The organism is Butyrivibrio sp. DSM 10294, assembly GCF_028539135.1.
Lineage (GTDB): Bacteria > Bacillota > Clostridia > Lachnospirales > Lachnospiraceae > Butyrivibrio.
The window spans coordinates 21,538-39,936 of sequence record NZ_JANSWL010000034.1; the positions used below are offsets into that span (position 1 = coordinate 21,538).

The 18,399-nt window shown below is 45.2% G+C and carries 20 protein-coding genes and 1 tRNA gene; 14 read left to right on the forward strand and 7 right to left on the reverse strand.

Annotated elements, in window-relative coordinates:
* Positions 1-23 precede the first annotated feature (23 nt).
* From NXH67_RS01225 to NXH67_RS01240, 5 genes are all read left to right on the forward strand, one after another.
* Complete coding sequence (locus NXH67_RS01225) at positions 24-713, forward strand: response regulator transcription factor (RefSeq protein WP_022777354.1); 690 nt, start codon at positions 24-26, stop codon at positions 711-713.
* Between the two features lie 133 nt (positions 714-846).
* On the forward strand, positions 847-1,371 hold the full coding sequence (locus NXH67_RS01230) for a hypothetical protein (RefSeq protein ID WP_272796082.1): 525 nt from the start codon (positions 847-849) through the stop codon (positions 1,369-1,371).
* Entirely contained in the window at positions 1,368-1,595 is a 228-nt protein-coding gene (locus NXH67_RS18415) for an InlB B-repeat-containing protein (protein WP_442870175.1), read from the forward strand. The genes NXH67_RS01230 and NXH67_RS18415 overlap by 4 nt, the downstream gene beginning before the upstream one ends.
* Positions 1,596-1,618: 23 nt before the next feature.
* Positions 1,619-2,404, forward strand: a complete 786-nt coding sequence (locus NXH67_RS01235; protein ID WP_272796083.1) for an RluA family pseudouridine synthase — start codon at positions 1,619-1,621, stop codon at positions 2,402-2,404.
* A gap of 81 nt (positions 2,405-2,485) precedes the next feature.
* Entirely contained in the window at positions 2,486-3,970 is a 1,485-nt protein-coding gene (locus NXH67_RS01240; RefSeq protein WP_272796084.1) for an O-antigen ligase family protein, read from the forward strand.
* A gap of 50 nt (positions 3,971-4,020) precedes the next feature.
* Here NXH67_RS01240 and NXH67_RS01245 read toward each other — a convergent pair whose 3' ends face one another.
* The 3 genes from NXH67_RS01245 to NXH67_RS01255 form a co-directional block, all read right to left on the reverse strand.
* Positions 4,021-4,506, reverse strand: a complete 486-nt coding sequence (locus tag NXH67_RS01245; RefSeq protein ID WP_022777350.1) for a hypothetical protein — start codon at positions 4,504-4,506, stop codon at positions 4,021-4,023.
* Between the two features lie 175 nt (positions 4,507-4,681).
* Positions 4,682-6,079, reverse strand: a complete 1,398-nt coding sequence (locus NXH67_RS01250) for a sensor histidine kinase (protein WP_272796085.1) — start codon at positions 6,077-6,079, stop codon at positions 4,682-4,684.
* Positions 6,079-6,753 carry a response regulator transcription factor gene (locus tag NXH67_RS01255; RefSeq protein WP_022777348.1) on the reverse strand — a complete coding sequence of 225 codons (675 nt, stop codon included), beginning with the start codon at positions 6,751-6,753 and terminating at the stop codon, positions 6,079-6,081. The genes NXH67_RS01250 and NXH67_RS01255 overlap by 1 nt, the downstream gene beginning before the upstream one ends.
* A 190-nt stretch (positions 6,754-6,943) precedes the next feature.
* Here NXH67_RS01255 and NXH67_RS01260 point away from each other — a divergent pair, with 190 nt between their 5' ends.
* From NXH67_RS01260 to NXH67_RS01275, 4 genes are all read left to right on the forward strand, one after another.
* Positions 6,944-8,116, forward strand: a complete 1,173-nt coding sequence (locus NXH67_RS01260; protein ID WP_272796086.1) for a DUF3810 domain-containing protein — start codon at positions 6,944-6,946, stop codon at positions 8,114-8,116.
* A 103-nt stretch (positions 8,117-8,219) separates the two neighbouring features.
* Positions 8,220-9,005, forward strand: a complete 786-nt coding sequence (locus NXH67_RS01265; protein ID WP_272796087.1) for a hypothetical protein — start codon at positions 8,220-8,222, stop codon at positions 9,003-9,005.
* 206 nt (positions 9,006-9,211) lie between these two features.
* Positions 9,212-9,547: a hypothetical protein gene (locus NXH67_RS01270; protein ID WP_022777345.1), complete on the forward strand. Its 336-nt coding sequence runs from the start codon at positions 9,212-9,214 to the stop codon at positions 9,545-9,547.
* Positions 9,548-10,140: 593 nt separating this feature from the next.
* Positions 10,141-10,521: a hypothetical protein gene (locus NXH67_RS01275; RefSeq protein ID WP_155830731.1), complete on the forward strand. Its 381-nt coding sequence runs from the start codon at positions 10,141-10,143 to the stop codon at positions 10,519-10,521.
* 30 nt (positions 10,522-10,551) lie between these two features.
* Here the strand turns inward: NXH67_RS01275 and NXH67_RS01280 are convergent, their stop codons facing one another.
* The gene (locus NXH67_RS01280) at positions 10,552-11,019 is read right to left on the reverse strand and encodes a GNAT family N-acetyltransferase (RefSeq protein ID WP_022777343.1); all 468 of its coding nucleotides are present in this window, start codon (positions 11,017-11,019) and stop codon (positions 10,552-10,554) included.
* Positions 11,020-11,249: 230 nt separating this feature from the next.
* Here NXH67_RS01280 and NXH67_RS01285 point away from each other — a divergent pair, with 230 nt between their 5' ends.
* Both NXH67_RS01285 and NXH67_RS01290 read left to right on the forward strand, forming a co-directional pair.
* The gene (locus NXH67_RS01285) at positions 11,250-12,059 is read left to right on the forward strand and encodes a MerR family transcriptional regulator (protein ID WP_272796088.1); all 810 of its coding nucleotides are present in this window, start codon (positions 11,250-11,252) and stop codon (positions 12,057-12,059) included.
* A 1-nt stretch (position 12,060) separates the two neighbouring features.
* A complete protein-coding gene (locus NXH67_RS01290) occupies positions 12,061-13,110 on the forward strand; it encodes a hypothetical protein (RefSeq protein WP_272796089.1) in 1,050 nt (349 codons plus the stop codon).
* A 32-nt stretch (positions 13,111-13,142) separates the two neighbouring features.
* Here the strand turns inward: NXH67_RS01290 and NXH67_RS01295 are convergent, their stop codons facing one another.
* The 3 genes from NXH67_RS01295 to NXH67_RS01305 form a co-directional block, all read right to left on the reverse strand.
* Complete coding sequence (locus tag NXH67_RS01295) at positions 13,143-13,592, reverse strand: Fur family transcriptional regulator (RefSeq protein ID WP_022777340.1); 450 nt, start codon at positions 13,590-13,592, stop codon at positions 13,143-13,145.
* 114 nt (positions 13,593-13,706) lie between these two features.
* The gene (locus NXH67_RS01300; RefSeq protein ID WP_272796091.1) at positions 13,707-14,603 is read right to left on the reverse strand and encodes a putative manganese transporter; all 897 of its coding nucleotides are present in this window, start codon (positions 14,601-14,603) and stop codon (positions 13,707-13,709) included.
* A 144-nt stretch (positions 14,604-14,747) separates the two neighbouring features.
* Positions 14,748-14,818: transfer RNA gene (locus NXH67_RS01305), tRNA-Gly, on the reverse strand.
* A gap of 221 nt (positions 14,819-15,039) precedes the next feature.
* Between NXH67_RS01305 and sufC the strand changes: the two genes are divergently transcribed.
* From sufC to NXH67_RS01320, 3 genes are read left to right on the forward strand one after another with little or no spacing between them, the layout of a single operon-like run.
* Entirely contained in the window at positions 15,040-15,798 is a 759-nt protein-coding gene (gene sufC, locus NXH67_RS01310) for a Fe-S cluster assembly ATPase SufC (protein WP_022777338.1), read from the forward strand.
* Between the two features lies 1 nt (position 15,799).
* Positions 15,800-17,212, forward strand: coding sequence for a Fe-S cluster assembly protein SufB (gene sufB / locus NXH67_RS01315; protein WP_272796093.1), 1,413 nt, complete (start codon positions 15,800-15,802; stop codon positions 17,210-17,212).
* 9 nt (positions 17,213-17,221) lie between these two features.
* Complete coding sequence (locus NXH67_RS01320; RefSeq protein ID WP_272796094.1) at positions 17,222-18,388, forward strand: SufB/SufD family protein; 1,167 nt, start codon at positions 17,222-17,224, stop codon at positions 18,386-18,388.
* Positions 18,389-18,399 lie beyond the last annotated feature (11 nt).

Genomic DNA, 18,399 nt, shown 5'->3' on the forward strand with positions numbered 1-18,399 from the left:
TACAGAAAGGTAAAGATTAGTGTATGAGCAAAATTCTTATTGTTGAGGACGAAGAGGCGATTGCTGACCTTGAGAAGGATTACCTTGAGCTTAGTGACTTTGAGGTAAAAATCGAGAACACCGGAGACGCAGGTCTTGAAACCGCTCTTGCAGAGGACTTTGATCTTGTAATTCTTGACCTTATGCTTCCGGGAATGGATGGCTTTGAAGTATGTAAGCACATCAGAGAAAAGAAGGATGTACCGATCCTCATGGTTTCAGCCAAGAAGGACGACATCGACAAAATAAGAGGATTGGGCCTTGGCGCCGATGATTATATCACCAAGCCCTTCAGCCCTTCAGAACTTGTGGCCAGAGTTAAGGCTCACATGGCAAGATACTCAAGACTTGTTGGTTCAGGTCATGAGTCCAATGATTTTGTAGAGATCAGAGGCCTCAAGATCGACAAGACCGCAAGAAGAGTATACGTGGATGATCAGGAGAAGAGCTTCACAACCAAGGAGTTCGATCTTCTTACTTTCCTTGCAGAGAATCCCAATCACGTATTTACCAAGGAGGAGCTGTTCCGTAAGATCTGGAACATGGATTCCATCGGTGATATCGCAACCGTAACGGTTCATATCAAGAAGATCCGTGAGAAGATTGAGTATGATACCTCCAATCCTCAGTATATTGAGACAATCTGGGGCGTTGGATATCGCTTCAAAGTATAATGGAATATCGCAGCTTCAGTGTCTGTCATCGTTTTCGGTGACAGGCACTTTTATTTTGCAGTTGAAATAATGCTCTGCGGGCTTTAGAATTTTTCTTTGGGAGAGAGAAATAAACGCGGAGGATTAAGGCAGTATGAAAAAAAGTATGTTCTACAGGAGCCTCGGTCTTGTGCTGGCAGTGAATCTGGTAGCGCAGAGCGGTTTTGTCAGCATGGCGGCAGATAATTCAAGCTCCGAAATCTCAACCCTTGAAGAGGAAAATGTGACGGTTTCAGAAGACGAGACCATAACAGATTCCGAGGATGAAAATGTAACAGTGTTCGAAGATGAGGAAATCATCGCCATAGAGGAATCGGAAGATACGTCAGATGATGTGTCGGATGAGGCATCAGAAGTAGCCTCTTATGATGTAAGCGCCAATGACGTAGAAACTTACACCGAAGAAACAAGCACATCCATTGCTGAAGAAATCGGTGATGACACATTAGACGGCGAAGCGCAGCTTCTTGGCGGAGACGTTACTCCCAACATGAGCTGGGATTATAACGGCGGAACTCTTACCATTAAGGGTAGCGGATCCATGCCTGACTACAGCATTCATGGCGCACCCTGGGACGCCTATAGGAACTCAATTACTAAACTTCAACTTACAGAATAACCTATGACTTAAGCGGCGGAACCCTTGCCGGCCCTGTAAATTCCTATAATTCTGACAAGGCTGTCAAGCTTCCTGCACCCAAGAAAAAGGGTTATAAGTTCACAGGCTGGGAAGTAACCGCTCCTTCAACTGTCACAGTTACTGTTAAGGGAACCACAACGACTATCGTTAAAGGCAGCAAAGGGAAAATTCATGTGAAAGCGAAATTTCAGCCTGTAAAGTGATATACAAATGGTAAAATATTCTTATGAGAGAAATTAAGTATATTTATGAAGATCATCACATAATAGCCTGCCACAAGCCTGCCGGCGTTGCCACAGAAGGGGCAAGAGTCGGCACCATGGATGTGGTAAGTAATGTCAGAAACTATCTGGCCAGGAAACATAGGGAAGCCGGAGGCAAAGACCGGGGCTTGCCCTATGTAGCCACCGTCAACCGCCTTGATCAGCCTGTAGAAGGTGTTCTTGTGCTGGCTAAGACCAAGGCAGCAGCTACCAGCCTTTCCGGGCAGATTAAGGACAAGACCACTGATAAGTATTACTATGCCCTTTGCTACGGCGACATTCCGGGAGATGAAGGGCATCTTCAAAACAACATGGCCCGGGATGACCATAATCTTAGAGCAGTTGTTCTCTCCGATAAAGAAGCAGCATCTCTGGAGGACTATTCAGTGACGCTTAAGTCCGGAGAGAAAATAACTATTATGGCTCTTGGTATCAAGAACGCCGAGCTTGATTACAAGGTTATCGCCAGATCATTTATTGGTGAGAAACCGGTTACTTTACTTGAAGTTAAGCTCCTCACCGGCCGCTATCACCAGATCAGAGCGCAGCTCTCCTACCTGGGCTATCCGCTCCTCGGAGATCAGAAATACGGAAGTGATGAATCTATCGCATTTTCAAAAGAGCAGAATGTGAAGGACGTTTGCCTTGTCTGTCATAAGTTTGTCTGTGACCACCCAAAGACAGGCAAGCGGACAACCTTCGAAATTAAACCCGATAATCTGCAGATACGCGGAATACTAAAGTTGTAATTGATATAAGGGTGTGGGATACTAGCGGGAAAATAAATGAACTTTATACAGGCAGTATACATAATAATATTGTGCGTAATTTTGCCACTATACATGCGAGACGGCTATTACAAGCTGGGCGAAGCCAAGGGCATCGCCTTTCTTTGGATTGCAAGTAGCTTCCTTATCGTAAATATAATGGCATTACTTACCATGTCAGTGGCAAGCAAACTAAAAAAGCCAAATGGCAATGCTCCGGTTCACTTGAGCAAAGCGGAAACACTTTCTTTTCTCAAACCACGAGCTTTCCTCCTTGCTTTCATCCTGACCTCCCTCCTATCCCTTGCCTTTTCCATGGACAAAAAAATCGCCTTCTTCGGCCTCGACGGCTGGCGAACCGGCTTTATGACCTGGGGATTTGCCGCGATAATTGCTCTTTTTATCTCGAAATACGGCTTTATCCCAAAGAAAAAAATAGAAGGCTACATCGCAGCTCTATGCCTCATTGTCCCGTTTCTTATGTTCCTTCTTGGAATCATCAACAGATTCGGAATCTATCCCCTTGCTGTTAACGGCAGGAACAATTCCTTCCTCGCAACTCTCGGAAACATCAACTGGTACACCGGCTATTTATCCATATTTGTGCCAATAGGGGCAGGACTCTGTTACAGGGAAAAAAGATTTTCCAAGGGCTTCTTTGCCTGCGCAGTATATGAGATTGTTGGATTTGCCACAATTTTCCTCCAGGGAAGCGAGAGCGCGCTTTTGATCGTGGCAGCGGTTATGGCTCTCCTTGCATTTAACGGCTTCAGAGACAGAGAGAATTGCAAAAAATTTCTTCTGCAAATTGCAATCCTGGGAATAGGTATGGAGATAGCAGGCCTATTGTTCCTGGCTTTTCAGAACAGCTACACCTATGAAGCGAGCCTTCTCATCATCTCCTGCGCAAAGCATGTGGGATTGATTCTTGTAGCTGCAGCGGTCTGTATATACAGGCTCGGCTGTCTGTTTGATGAGATCAAAGTACCCTTTTATAAGAATGCTTATCGTATGATTCTCTGGGGACTTGTGGTTGCTACAGGCGTAGTGGCACTTCTGTTTCTTGCCAATAACCTGAGCGATGATTTCGGAAACGGAAGAGGAATTATCTGGAGACTTTCCACAGAGGCTTTTTCCAAGGAGTCCTTTTTACAGAAACTTATCGGTGTGGGCCAGGACTGCTATTTTACTTTCATCAGATCAGACAAAGATTTAAGCCATGCGGTTTACGAAGCTTTTGACGGATCAAGACTTACCAATGCCCACTGCGAACTTCTTACAGTACTTATTCAAACGGGATTTGTTGGAGCAGCAGCCTATCTGGGGCTTATAGTCAGCAGTGTGCTCGGACTTATGTGGGTAGCCGAAGGTCATAAGAGTGATTCTGATAATGCCAATGGCATCGAAGGCTCCGCTATAGTCTTTGCACTTCCCATTGCAGCCTATTTCCTCAACAGCCTTGTGTCATTCTCTCAGACAACTTCAACACCGTATCTTTTCGTATGTATAGGAATCGGGATTAAGATAATTGCAGATAGTAGAAGATAATAAAAAGGTGCCTGTTCCCTGTTGCTGATGGGGACAGGCACTTGTATTAGTTATACTAAATCCGGAACCTTGATGGATTCATCAAGCTCATGGAAGAAGGTTCTTGTTTCAACAATTCCGTACAGCGCTTCCTTGTACTCAAAAAGGAAGCGGTCGTTGATGTTCTCTTCGCCGTACATATTAACACGGCCTGTGTAAGCGTTAAGCACTGAAACATAGCGCTTGTCCTGATCGAACATCTTAATGATCTCGTCTTTTCTGCGGCGCGGATGCTTGGAAGCGAATTTCCTGATGTCCAGCTGAAGGTCTACAGGAAGCTCCTTTTCGCGCTCATGCACAGCGTGGAGATACTTTTCATAGGTTTCTTCATCAATCTTTTCAAAACGATCAACAAACTCAAGACAACAAGCGTTGTCAGGAAGTTTGAGTCTTACTCGGTCTTCTGCGATCACATCCTCAATCTCTGCAACTACTTGTGGAACGAGAGGTTTCTGGTTGTAATCAAGAATAATAACTTTGTCCCCGCTTTTGTACATACGCATCCCTCCAGTCAGTAATATAATTAAGTTAAATTGTGATTTATTAATTATATCATAGAAGTTCAGTAATAATGCGTATTTTCGGACAATTTTACGAAATTTATATCTAAAAAAAGTATAAACTTGTGCGAGAGTTTATACTTTTTTAATGATTAATTTAATTTACAGATAATCACTTAGCATTTCTTGCCAGCAGATTCTTGGGAAGCTGCTTCGGCAGGGTTACCACGAACCTTATGATCCTGTCGCCGTCCTTCAAGGCTTCGATGGTACCACCGTGGGAGATAGCTATGGCTCTGGCTACAGACAGGCCTATTCCGAAGCCTCCGCTTTCTCTGCTTCTTGAGGAATCTGCTCTGTAGAATCTGTCAAAAAGCTTATCAAGATTTCCCGAAGGAATACTGTCGCAGGTGTTGGAAACCTCCAGCACGATATTTTTAGCTCTGGACAGAAGGATATGAACGCTGCCCTTTTCGGAGGAGTATTTCATGGCGTTATCAAGAAGGAGAGAAGTCAGCTGGTTGATTGCATTTTTGTCTCCGGTAATATGAATCTCTTCCTCTATATCCATCCTGAAATTTTTCTCGCCGGCTTCTGCTATGGGAGCAAAGCTCTCGGCGGTCTCTTTTACGGCACTGCTCATGTCAAAATCGGAGTAGACTACATGCATCACATCTTCGTCCATCCTTGAGAGTGTCAGCATATTTTTGACCAGTGAATTCATTCTCTTTATCTGATTGCGGATACTTCCGGTCCATTCGCTCTTTCCCGCTTCAAGCTCCAGAACATCCACATTTGCTGAGATAACAGCCAGCGGTGTCTTCAGTTCATGACCTGCATCGGTGATAAAGCGCTTCTGCTTCTCGAGGGACTCAACCACAGGAGCCACCGCTTTTCCCGAGAAGAGATATACCAGGATAAACATGGCAATCAGGGCAAAAAGTCCTATAAGGAGCGACTGGAACAGCAACGTATAAGCATCCACCAGAGCGGTACTAAGGTCGGTAAAAACGATGATGCTCTTGCCGTCCGGGGCTATCAGCTGCTGATATCTGTAGGTGTGATAGAATCCCTTGTTGTCCTTGTTCTCGTAAACAGCCTGTGCATAGCTCTGTGCAGTCTCTTCATCTATCACCGCGATATGCTGAGTGTTGGTGGTTGTAATCTCACCTGACTCATCGAACTTCACATAGAAATATCTGGTCCGGTAGGGCATTTCACGGGATCTGTTGTCGTTAAGCTTTTCAAGGGTAAATAAGGCGTTTGGATCATTAGAGCTCGGATTTTTGGGGCCCTTTCCAATTCCACCGGGATTCTTCCTGTCTTCTTCCGGGTCACCGGGAAATCCCCCCGACTGCCCCTGACCTTCAATTATGATGCGCATGTCCGGAAATTCTCCGTCATTGTCTGTCAGCATGACCAGGAGATTGTCCGCATCAGAAACAAGCCTGTGTACATTCACCAGATTGATAAATGCGATCATGATAATGATGATCACAAGGAGTGATAGCATTGCGGTCTTGACGAATTTTCTCCGCAGCTTTTTTATCATACTCTTTTCAGCTTCCATTATTTAACCTCGTTTATTGAATAGCCAAGGCCTCTTGAGGCTTTGAGCTCACAGGTGGCTTCCAGAGAAGCCAGTTTTTTCCTGAGGTTGGAGATGTATACCCATACCACATTTACGTCGGCTTCGCCATCTGACCAGATACGGTCCATGAAGGAATCCACGGAGATTATTCTTCCGGGGCCTGTCATCAGCATTTCCATCATCTGGAATTCCCTGTTGGAAAGTCGAATCGGGTCATGGCCAGGGGTTGTCAGCTCGAAGGATACTCTGTCCAGTGAGAGGTTTCCGCAGGTCAGATTGGAGGGAGCGTATTCTTCTTTCCTTCTCAACATGGCACGGACCCTTGCAAGGAGTTCTCCCATGTCAAAGGGCTTGGGCAGATAGTCGTCGGCTCCAAGATCCAGCCCTTTTATCCTGTCGTCCACTTCTGTCTTGGCTGTGAGGAAGAGGACCGGCGTGGAGATACCTTTGGATCTCAGGTTCTTAAGGACTTCCATTCCATCCATACCGGGCATCATGATGTCCAGAATGATGCCGTCGTAGTCGCCGGTAAGTGCGTAGTCCAATGCGTCGGTTCCGTTGTATACCGCATCCACGGTGTAATTGCTGTGTTTAAGTATCGCAACCAGTGCGTTTGATAATTCTTTTTCGTCATCTGCAAGTAGTAATTTCATGTATGTATTCCTTCATATTCATAAAAGATAAGCGGTTTCTATTATAATTCTAACATGGTTAACCTTAAGCTAACCTAAAATGGTTCTAATATATGTATAAAATATGAACAATTTGCTTCGTTTTGGACATTTTGAGGACATAATTTCGAGGTAAAATATATTCATATCTGGGGCACTGGGGGTTACGGACATGAAAACGAAGAAGGCATTTTCATTTCCTGTTGTTATAGCACTTATTTTTTCTGTAATATTCAATCTGGTCGCATGGAAGAGTGCGACTTTTTCTGACTTCTACACCGACAACATTTTCCCGAAGATCACATCTGTATACAGCAGACTTACGAGCTTGTTACCATTTTCTTTTGGTGAGTGGCTTCTTGTTGCAGTGGTAATCTACGTTGTGGTTACAGTGGTCTTTATTCTGCTTCACACAATTTTCCTTATAGTATTCAGGCTTATTTCAGATAAAAAAGACAATGAAGAGTCCAAGCTGACCAAGGTTAAAAAGGTACTGGATCGCATGTCGGACTTTTTTTACCATGTTACGCCAATCCTTCTTGCCATCACCTGCGTAGTCATGAGCCTTAACTGCTTTGTCCTCTATCACTGCACCAAGGTTCCAACCTATGCACCTTCTGAGGAGTACGATCTTCAGCAGCTGGCAGATCTTAGGGACTATATGGTAAAAAAGTGCAATGAACTAAGTAAGCAGATGCCCCGTGACGAGAAGGGAAATGTGGTCTACGAAGGGGATATGACAGAGACTGCCAGAGCGGCCATGAGAAACCTTTCCAAGGATTACAAGAGATTTGACGGGTACTTTGGAACTCCCAAGGAGCTGTACTTCAGCGAGTTCATGTGTCAGCAGTACATGCAGGGCTACTACTTCCCTTTTTCCATGGAAGCCAATATCAATTCCAAGATGTCGATCATGAACAAGCCCTTTACCATGTGCCATGAGCTGGCTCACACCCAAGGATATATCTACGAGGACGAGGCCAACTTCTTTGGATTCCTTGCCTGCATCAGATCCGATGACATCGTGTTCCAGTACAGTGGATATCTGGGAGTTCTTAATTATATCAACAACGATTTTTACCGTGCTGTGGACAAAAGCGTGTACAATTCCCACGTGAAGATCTCCGACAGGGTTAAGTATGACAACCAGTTCGTCACCGAGGAGGAGTGGAAGGAAGTTGAGAAAAAAGCGGTGATCAAGACCGAGACCGTCAAGAAGGCAGCAGACGTTTTTATCGACACCAACCTCAAGGTCAACGGCGTGCTGGAGGGCAAGGTCAACTACACTCAGGTCGTTGGACTTATCATGGACTATTATTATTACGGCCCGGACGGAAATTTGTAAGTGCTGTGTCTGAGGGGCCTGCGAGCCTATAGATGTGATTTTCTCTCTTAAGTGTTATAATGTGCAGTGACGCATCAATACTTACAGAGATAGGATAAATATAATGAATAAGAAAAAAATCAGAACCCTTTTAGTCATGATCCTCACAGGCCTTATGCTGGTTGCCTGCAAGCCCTCCGACGAGAAGCTGGCCGAAGCCAATAACGCCAGAAATACACTGGTTGAATACAGAGGCCGCGCTGAGCAGAAGTACCTGGATCTCACCGAGGAGTCCAACAGAGGTAAGCTCGATGAGCTCTCAGCTCAGGTTGAAGAGACGCTGACCGTTGACTTTACCAAGATGAGCGACAAGAAGATCGATGAATATCTTCCGACTATAAGGACTCTTATTACCGAATATGAGGCAATTGTCGGAGTTATGGACAAGACCTACGACAGCGAGGAGGCAGAGAGGACAGAGGCCGCCAAGCATCTTGAGGTTGAGTGCTATGTTCTTAATAAGATGGGAGTTAATATCACAAGTCTTAAGCTCCATGATGTTACCACAGATACATTGTCAGATAACCTTCTTGGAGACGGCGTTGTTCTGACTGATGGATATACTCTTATGGGAGTCATGCTGCAGGTTCACGCAGATTCAAGTGCCTGGGAGCTGGTAGCTTCCGATGAGAATGGCAAAGAGTATGCTATGCCTCTTGAAGGCCTTGCCGGCATAGGCGCCGACGGAACCTCCTTAACTCTCAAGATGAACACTGAAACAGGAGAGGCAGAGGCGCAGCTTGGCTCTTATGTAAAGGAAGAGGAAACGAAAAATACGGATGAAGGAGCAGAGGGAAGTTCAGCCTCTGAAGATGCCGCAGATTCAGCATCCAGTGGCGTTTCCGGCTGATTCTTGATGAATTTTAATTGTGCAATATGCACAACAAATTGCTGATTGGTTAATCTAAATTGCACAAGTTGATTCATGACAATTCAAAATCATAAGTATATAATCTAATTTTGTACTGAAGCAATTGACTACTTCAGACTGTGTGTCACCGGGTGGCACAGTATTCTGATCTGAGGTAGCAGTATACAAAGAGGAGATTATATATTATGAAAAAGAATATCGTAACATTACTTTCAGTTCTTACACTTTCTGCAGCAGTTCTTGCTGGTTGCGGAGAGGCAGCTGTAGAGGAGACAACTGTTGAGGAGACAGCTGTTGAGGCTACTGTAGAAGAGGCAGTTGAGGCTGCTACTGTAGAGGCAGTTGTTGAGGAGGCTGTTGAGGCAGCATCTGAGGCTACTGTTGAGGAGGCAACTGAGGATGCTTCTGCTGAGGACGCTTCTGTAGAGGAAGCTACTGAGGACGCTTCTGCTGAGGAAGCTACAACTGAGGAGGCTGTTGAGGCAGCATCTGAGGCTACATCAGAGTCAGCAAACAACTAATTCAATTAGATTCTAACATCAGGTAACTACTAACCAGTGAAAATCAATTGCTTTAGTCAGTACATATTTACGACCCCTGTCACATACGTGGCGGGGGTTTTTTGATGCTTTCAATGCCGGGAGCAATTTCCTGGCGGAGTTTTTGGCTGTGAGGACGGGAGCAACTTCCCGGCAGGTTTCTTCCTTGGCAAAAGCACTGTAAAAAAGCTTGTTTTCGTGCGCCTCCTGATTTTCATAGACTTGCTGACAAAGGAATGACTCGTACTCATGCCTATTCGTGGACAGTCGTCATTCCTTCGCCCTCTCGTCTTGAAAATCATGTCGTCGTACAAGAACTGCGCATTTTTCCAGCACTTTCACCAAGGAAGAAACCCGCCGGGAAATTGCTCCCTGTGCATCATAGGAATAAAAATCTTCGATTCATTAAATTTGCTCCCTGTGCATCGTAATAGTCAAAAGATTCCCTTCCAAAATGATTTGACAGGGTAAAATATGTCATTCATTCAATTTCAGGTGTCATTCGTCAGAAAATCATCTTTTTAAAATTCCTTGTGATATAATGGCGGAAAAAATGGAGGAGGTTTCTAAAATATATGAGTTTTAGGAGATGCGCAGTGGTTGCTGCGGTAGCCTGCATGCTTTTGGTGGCGTGCAATGGGGCGGACAAAAAAGATGATGCGAAGATCGATTATGTTGAATTTGATGTAACCTGTGCCGGTGAGCTTATTAATGAAGCGGTATCCTTTAACTATCCGTATGTGATCCTTAATGTGGACAGAGGTGAGAAGAACGTTCTGGACAGCGAAGATAACTATCAGGTGCTGGAATGCTGCAGGAATTATAATGCAGTTTTCATAGAAACTCTTAAGAAATCACCTGCAGGTGATAGTGCTGCAATGGTAGCCAAATACAATGATACAGCTAAGGTATATACCTCAAATGTTCTCAGGGACTTTGAAGAAATATCCCAATAAAGAATTGGGGATTTTTAGAATTGGGGATTTTTATATCCCCAATTCTTTTTTCAATACTATCTTTTCTTCGGTTCTATAGTCTTCATAGAAGCCGTGTTTTAGGAAGAGGCTGATGGCGGTGTTGTCGATGGCGATGTCGTCGTACAGCACGGTAATTCCGTTTTCTTTTGCTGCGGAGCAAAGGAGTTCCAGGCCCTGTGTGCCATAGCCTTTTCCTCTGTATTTTGAGAAGATTATTACGTCCGCAACGTAGCCATCATACTCGGAATCGTAGTGATAGGCAATTTCGCCAACGAATCCGTTTTCATCTTTCAGATATCTATAGAATCTTTTGTTTTCGTGATTAACGATCCAGCAGTCATACCATCCGGCCCATCTTTCCTTGGGAAAAGGGATAGTCCCGCCCCAGGCGTGATTGTATGACATGGTCTCTTCATCAGCCATAAGGCTTTCTCTGAACCACATATCTTTCAGTGTCGGTGTAACTAATTCTAGCATTGTATATGTGCCTCCATATATTTTTTTCGTACGAGGATAATCTTAACAGAATGTAGTACCAGATAGCAATTCAAGATGTTATAGTAAGTGAAGGGCCATTTTTCTAGGGCTTCAATGGTGTGGGATATAGAGGCCGCAGCGTATAAGAATTTTTTATGAAAAAGATTTTTCATGATTGACCTTACACTTAACTGCAATGATATAACGGATTCAGAAAGGAGAAATGCGGTATGACAATTAAGGAATTTGCCTGTCTGTGTGGCTGTAACCCTCAGACGCTGCGATATTATGACCGTATGGATCTGCTGAAACCGGTTAAGGTAGATGAGTGGACAGGGTATCGTTATTATGAGGAAAAACAGGCTCTTGATTTTGTAAAGATCAAGAACTTGCAGACTGCAGGCTTCACCATTGAAGAAATCAGAGAGTATCTTGATGCAGACGATGAGACTATCGCAGAGGCTTTTGGCACCAAGATACAGGAGCTTGAGGATAAGCTGCAGAAGATAAAAGAAATTCGCAGGTCATATCAGCATGAAATGACTCAGATGAAAGAACGAATAGAAGAATTACGCGCGGAGATCAAAAGCCGCATGGAGGAATATGATCCAAGGGACGAGTTTGGATTGTCAAAAGAGGACTATCAAAAGACGGTTGATAGTGTTGATTCTTTCTTTGATTACATGATTGAACGAGCCGCTAAAGATGAACATCTGGACTGGATGGATGAGGAAAGCAAGGCTCCGTCAGCGGTTCAGGATTATCCGGGATTTGAAGTTGTGTATGAAAAGCATGGTTGGAGCAATGTCAGAGATTTCTATGAGGAGTTCGCTGAACTGGAGAATGGAAGGGCATATGCCCTTTTATTCAAGCTTTCCTCTAAAAAATCCAATCACACAGCCTTTGCCAACATCATTCTTAGCATGCTAATGGCCCAAAATGAGGGAAAGAGCCGTCAGATCAGGTGTGCCATGGATTTTTCTGAGGATGGGCAAAACCACTTTTGGCTGCTTGGCAGAAAAATGGGAGAGGACTGCTGATATGGGGAAGATAGATTTAGAGAAGCTGTATTATAGCGTGGCGCAAGAGATTGCAAAGGTGGATTTTTCTAAGCTTTGGGAAGGTTTTATTCCTCTCAAGTTTGCTATTTATGACGATGAGAAATGTTTTTTTGATGGAAGGTATGTTGAGAAGACCATAGAGTTTTGTGCCAATACTGCTATTGAATATCAGGGCGAGAATATCGCGATTTGGAATGTGCAAGAGGAATTGCCGCCATCCGTTTTTGCATCGTTTATCATACACGAGATGTTCCATGCCTTTCAGGAAAAAGAGGGCTGGGACTGCTGGGCAGATGAGAGAGAGGCTCCGTTTAAGTACAAATACAGCGCGGAAAACCTGAGCTTGAAGCTTCGTGAGAGCAGGCTCCTGCTGGGGTTATTAGACCATTTTGACAGAGAAAAGTATGAGAAGCTTCTTGCCTGCAGGAAATATCGTAGTGAAAAGTTTCCTTATGAGTTTGGCTATGAGTGCTCTATAGAAGCTATCGAGGGCTCTGCGAACTACGTTGAATGGCAGGTGCTTGAGCAGCTTGATGGCAAGGAAGCCAAGGTCCTTACGGATTATATGAGGGAAAAAATGGTGAAGCCGGAGTATTACTTCCCTATAAGAATATGCGGATATTATACCGGGGCACTTATGATAAATGCCATGATCCAGGCGGGGGATTTACGCTACGGAGCTAAGGATCAGCCTGTAATAAGGCATATCCTTGAAGCTTTGAAGCCTGTAACATCAGTGGATATGGGCGGCGAAGAGGATGTACAAAGGATTACAGAGGCTGTAGATTCCTATTTTACTGAGACCAGGACTATCATTGAAAAGGCTGTTGCAGACAATGACGTGGTAGCTACCGGGCCCTTAGAGCTTGTCAGTGTAAACATCGCAGATGCCAGATTTTATGATGGATACCTGACATCACATTTCTTTGTTAGATTCCGTGAAAACGGCGAAGATAAGCTGCTCCGTGGCAACTTTATCCTTAAGATGAAGGATGAAAAGACCATAGATACGGTATACAGATGGGTATAAGTGAAAACATCTTGACCTGGCCCCTATAATAATTACTGGCAGTCTCTGCAATAGCCGTAGACTTCCAACTGGTGGCCTGTGATGCGAAAATCAGGGAGGGTCTGGTTAACCTCCTCCGATATTATATGCATAGGGCAGGCCTGTATAGGGAACTTTTTATGGCAGGACAGGCATATTGCATAGTGCTTGTGGGTGCCAAGGGAAAGTTCGTAGATTGCATTGTCCTCAGTGGAGAGGACACTTTTGGTTACGATTCCTGCTTTTTCGAAGGCCAGGAGCGTTCTGTAAATGGTTGAAAAAGCATATTGCTCCTTTGACGTGTCAGCAAGAAGCTGATTGTAGATCTCAGCCGCTGAAAGCGGTGTCTCAGAGGCGTGAAGGATCTTGAAGATGTCGATTCTCTGCTTGGTCTTCTTGAAGCCCTCAGGCCAGAACTTATCTATTATCTCATCATAGTGCTCGTGATGTATCTTGCAGTTCATATTTCCTCCGATTTTTGGGCGGTTGTGAGTCAAAGGGGACGGTTCTTGCTGACTCGCTTCGTGAGTCAGCAAGAACCGTCCCCTTTGACTCACAACCGTCCCTTTGATGTATCCTTATAATTTAATTCCTATCAAGTCCAGCAAAAGTCCAACTACAGTACCAACAACAAATAACAATATAGTAATGTTGATATTCTGTTTCTTGTCGTCATTTACTCTGAACAGCACCAGCAGTCCGATTCCGGCTCCCACCAGCAGTCCGCTCATCATAGTTCCGAAGGTGATCATCTGATCAAGATACAGAGTAGAGATGATAACTGAAGCTGCGCAGTTAGGAATAAGTCCGATGATTCCAGCCAGGATATGGCTGATCACAGGGCTTGTCTTGAGCATTGCTGAAAGGTTCTCTGAGCCGATCAGCTCGATAGCAGCATTAAGTATTAATGAAAGTACAAGCACGAACAGGAAAATGTGCATCGTATGAACAAATGCAGACTTAACGATTCCAAGAGGTCCCTCGTGGTCCTCTTCCTCGCAGTGGCAGTGCTCTTTTTCACAGAGAGCTTCAATGTTGACGGGATCGTTAAGGGATCTGCCCTTGATCTTGTGGTAGTAGTGAACCACTGCATCGATAACAAAGCCTGCGATAATACCGATCACAGCCTTCACAGCCAGAATCTTGATCATGGTTCCCACAGGAAACTGCTCTGATATGAAAAGCGGGATCATCTCATCTGAAGTTGACAGATATATGGCGATCAGTGTTCCCAGAGTTATGACTCTTCCTGCATAGAGATTGGAAGCTGCTGCAGAGAAGCCGCACTGAGGGAAGATTCCGATAAGACCGCCCCAGAGAGGACCGAAATGCTCAGTCTTCTGGACAATGTCCTGGGTGAAATCCTGAGTTTTGTGCTCCAGATATTCCATAATTAGATATGTAATAAAAAGGAAGGGTAGTATCTTAACGGAGTCGATGACGCCGTCTTTTACAATGTCGATAAGTAATTCCATAATTATCTCCTTGGTGTAGGTATAGTTATGCCACGGATTGCTCCGCGCAAGACTTTCTGACCCTGGCATAAATGCAAATGCAAACCATTTGCATTTAGAATTTTTGCAAAAAAACAGGATAGCTCATGACTATCCTTGTTGTAAAGCGGGTGATGGGAATCGAACCCACGTATCTAGCTTGGAAGGCTAGTGTTCTACCATTGAACTACACCCGCACGGTGCTGACAAGAATATATATTACTTAACTTTAAGTGGTATGTCAAGCACTTTTATGTTAAACTAGGGATTGCTGTTGCAAACTTTTATTTTTCTGCATTTGACAACAGTCTTTGTGGGTGTTAAGATAATTCCTACCAATGTAGTAGGATATGTGAAAAATTTAGACATCAACTACACTTCAATATATATTATGTATTTTTCGGAAAGGAAACAGATCATGTCAGAACAGTCTCTTTTGCAGGTAAAGGATTTATCGGTTTCAATCGACAACGAACTTCCTATACTTCATAACATCAATCTGGACATCAAGCCCGGCGAGACCCACGTACTTATGGGACCCAACGGTGCCGGCAAGTCCACTCTTGGCTTCACACTTATGGGCAACCCCCATTACAACGTGACCGGAGGTAATATCATTTTTGATGGTGAGGACATCACAGCCAGCGCTGCCGATAAGAGAGCCAAGGCCGGAATGTTCCTTTCCTTCCAGAATCCTTATGAGGTTCCCGGAATCTCACTTTCCAGCTTCATAAGAAATTCATATCATGCCCAGACAGGCGCTCCCGTCAAGCTCATGGCTTTCCAGAAGTCACTGAAGGCTGCTATGGAGCTTCTTTCCATGGACGAGTCCTATGCAGACAGAGACCTTAACGTAGGTTTCTCAGGCGGTGAGAAGAAAAAGGCGGAGATCCTTCAGCTTCTTATGCTGAATCCCAAGTTCGCAATTCTCGACGAGACAGACTCAGGTCTTGACGTAGACGCAGTTAGAACCGTATCCAAGGGCATCGAGGAATATCAGAAAAAGAAGGACGGGGCCCTTCTTATCATCACTCACAGCACCAAGATCCTTGAATCCCTTCACGTTGATTACACACACGTTTTGGTCAAGGGTAAGATCGTGCACACCGGCGACGGAACTCTTGTGGACGAGATCAATGCTAACGGATTCGAGAGATTTTTAACAGACGAGGATTGATATGAGCGATAACAAGCAGATAGTGGCCGATATCGACCACAGCTTATACGATTTTAAAGATATAGAGAACGAGCAGGACTTCTACCGCATGAAGGAAGGTCTCACAGAGGAGACCGTTCTCAAGGTTTCAGAGGAGAAGAATGACCCAGAGTGGATGAGGGACTTTAGACTTAAGTGCCTTGGTATCTACAACGACCTTAAGATTCCTGATTGGGGCCCCGATATCGACGGCCTTGATATGGACAAGATCTCTTCTTATGTTAGACACAAGTCCGACATGAAGGGCAGCTGGGAAGAAGTTCCCGAGGACATCAAGAACACCTTCGAGAAGCTGGGTATTCCCCAGGCAGAGCGTGAGTCTCTTGCAGGCGTAGGTGCTCAGTACGATTCCGAGCTCGTGTACCACAATGTAAAAGATGAAGTGGCAGCCCAGGGCGTCATCTACACAGACCTTGAGAGCGCCATGAGAGGACCTTATGCAGATATGATAAAGTCCCACTTCATGAAGCTGGTGCCTCCCACAGACCATAAATTTGCAGCGCTTCACGGCGCAGTATGGTCAGGCGGATCCTTCGTATATGTTCCCAAGGGAGTTAAGGTGGACATTCCGCTGCAGTCCTATTTCAGACTTAATGCGGCCGGAGCCGGTCAGTTCGAGCACACACTTATTATAGTAGACGAAGGTGCAGATCTTCACTTCATCGAAGGCTGTTCTGCTCCCAAGTACAACGTTGCCAACCTTCATGCAGGCTGTGTTGAGCTCTATGTAGGCAAGAATGCGAGACTTCGTTACTCAACCATTGAGAACTGGTCCAAGAATATGTACAACCTCAACACCAAGAGAGCCATCGTAGAGGAAGGCGGAAGAATGGAGTGGGTTTCTGGATCCTTTGGTTCCCACACTTCTTACCTGTATCCTATGACAATACTTAAGGGCGACGAGTCCCAGATGGAATTTACCGGAATCACCTTTGCCGGCAAGGGTCAGAACCTTGATACCGGAGCCAAGGTAGTTCACCAGGGACAGCGCACCTCATCCTTTATTTCCACCAAGTCCATCTCCAAGGACGGCGGAATCGGAACCTACCGCAGCAGTGTAGTTATTAACAGCACGGCCAAAAAAGCTAAGGCATCCGTATCCTGTGATTCCCTTATGCTTGATTCCATTTCCAGAGCGGACACGATCCCCGGAATGGATATTCGCACAGACGATGCTGACGTAGGACACGAAGCTAAGATCGGAAGGATCAGCGACGAAGCTATTTTCTATCTCATGAGCCGCGGCATCAGCGAAGAGGACGCCAAGGCCATGATCGTTAGCGGCTTTGCCAACCCTGTATCCAAGGAGCTTCCTCTTGAGTATGCGGTTGAGATGAATAACCTCATCAAATTAGAGATGAGCGGAAACATGTAAGGTACTGATATGAAAAAAGACTTGAATATGAAGGTTAATGTACTGCCGGTTCTTACCTACAATTTTTTACACGTAAACGACAGTGCCATCACCGGATCCGATATAAATATTGATAAGCTTGTCAGCCCCGAGGCAGCATCCATTCCACAGGGTATCAGCGTAAAAAGGGTATCCTTTACCGAGGCAGGCGAGCTCTTTAGACAAAACAGTGAGAGAATCCTGGTATCCACAGGCGTTCCCGGAGTTCCCAACGGCGACACCTCCGCAAGAGATGCCTCCCAGGCTGTAAGAACCGGAATGGGTGCAGATGTGGATGATCTCATGGAGTCCGTAGGAGCCATGGTTGACGTCTATACAGTAGAAGAGGGCGTCAAGGCAAATGAACCCGTGATCCTTAACTTTAACATGGATAAGGGACAGGGCGTTCTCACAGGCCAGGTCATCCACGCCAAGAGAGATTCCGAGATTACCGTAATCATGGATTACAACTCAGAAGCAGACGCTGAGGGCTTCCTTGGAGTCAGCACAAGACTTCTTGCAGAGGACGGAGCCAAGATCAACCTGGTTAAGGCACAGCTCCTTGGCAGAAACTTTACTCATTTTGATGATATCGGCGGAGCCTGCTTTACACAGGGCGCCATCAACATAACAACTCTCGAGCTTGGAGCTAGCAAGGTTTGGACAGGAAGTTATATCAACCTTGCGGAAAAAGAGGCAGAGCTATTCTCAAATATGGGATACCTTTGCCGCGGAGATGAGAAGCTCGATATCAACTATGTCTCCGACCACAGAGGCAAGAAGACCAATGCTTCCATGCAGTTCAAGGGCGTTCTTCTCGATGAGGCCAAGAAGACCTTCAGAGGAACCATTGATTTCAAGAACGGCAGCTCAGGTTCAGCCGGTGATGAGCAGGAGGATGCACTCCTTCTTTCTCCCGACGTTGTGAACCGCTCAATGCCCGTTATCCTCTGTCAGGAAGAGGACGTAGACGGACGCCACGGCGCCACAATCGGACAGCTGGGTGAGGATCTTCTTTTCTACATGCAGTCAAGAGGCATTGATGAGGAAGAGGCCAAGAGAATCATGATCAGAGCAAGACTTGAGAGTGTTGCAAGGACCATTCCCGATCCCGCTCTTATGCAGAGAGTTCAGTATTACATTCAAAATATACTATGATATAGGTGCCA

Coding starts and splice junctions, on each gene's coding strand:
- NXH67_RS01225 (WP_022777354.1), top strand. CDS start 24: ATGAGCAAAATTCTTATTGTTGAGGACGAAGAGGCGATTGCTGACCTT.
- NXH67_RS01230 (WP_272796082.1), top strand. CDS start 847: ATGAAAAAAAGTATGTTCTACAGGAGCCTCGGTCTTGTGCTGGCAGTG.
- NXH67_RS01235 (WP_272796083.1), top strand. CDS start 1,619: ATGAGAGAAATTAAGTATATTTATGAAGATCATCACATAATAGCCTGC.
- NXH67_RS01245 (WP_022777350.1), bottom strand. CDS start 4,506: ATGTACAAAAGCGGGGACAAAGTTATTATTCTTGATTACAACCAGAAA.
- NXH67_RS01250 (WP_272796085.1), bottom strand. CDS start 6,079: ATGGAAGCTGAAAAGAGTATGATAAAAAAGCTGCGGAGAAAATTCGTC.
- NXH67_RS01255 (WP_022777348.1), bottom strand. CDS start 6,753: ATGAAATTACTACTTGCAGATGACGAAAAAGAATTATCAAACGCACTG.
- NXH67_RS01260 (WP_272796086.1), top strand. CDS start 6,944: ATGAAAACGAAGAAGGCATTTTCATTTCCTGTTGTTATAGCACTTATT.
- NXH67_RS01265 (WP_272796087.1), top strand. CDS start 8,220: ATGAATAAGAAAAAAATCAGAACCCTTTTAGTCATGATCCTCACAGGC.
- NXH67_RS01270 (WP_022777345.1), top strand. CDS start 9,212: ATGAAAAAGAATATCGTAACATTACTTTCAGTTCTTACACTTTCTGCA.
- NXH67_RS01275 (WP_155830731.1), top strand. CDS start 10,141: ATGAGTTTTAGGAGATGCGCAGTGGTTGCTGCGGTAGCCTGCATGCTT.
- NXH67_RS01280 (WP_022777343.1), bottom strand. CDS start 11,019: ATGCTAGAATTAGTTACACCGACACTGAAAGATATGTGGTTCAGAGAA.
- NXH67_RS01285 (WP_272796088.1), top strand. CDS start 11,250: ATGACAATTAAGGAATTTGCCTGTCTGTGTGGCTGTAACCCTCAGACG.
- NXH67_RS01290 (WP_272796089.1), top strand. CDS start 12,061: ATGGGGAAGATAGATTTAGAGAAGCTGTATTATAGCGTGGCGCAAGAG.
- NXH67_RS01295 (WP_022777340.1), bottom strand. CDS start 13,592: ATGAACTGCAAGATACATCACGAGCACTATGATGAGATAATAGATAAG.
- NXH67_RS01300 (WP_272796091.1), bottom strand. CDS start 14,603: ATGGAATTACTTATCGACATTGTAAAAGACGGCGTCATCGACTCCGTT.
- sufC (WP_022777338.1), top strand. CDS start 15,040: ATGTCAGAACAGTCTCTTTTGCAGGTAAAGGATTTATCGGTTTCAATC.
- sufB (WP_272796093.1), top strand. CDS start 15,800: ATGAGCGATAACAAGCAGATAGTGGCCGATATCGACCACAGCTTATAC.
- NXH67_RS01320 (WP_272796094.1), top strand. CDS start 17,222: ATGAAAAAAGACTTGAATATGAAGGTTAATGTACTGCCGGTTCTTACC.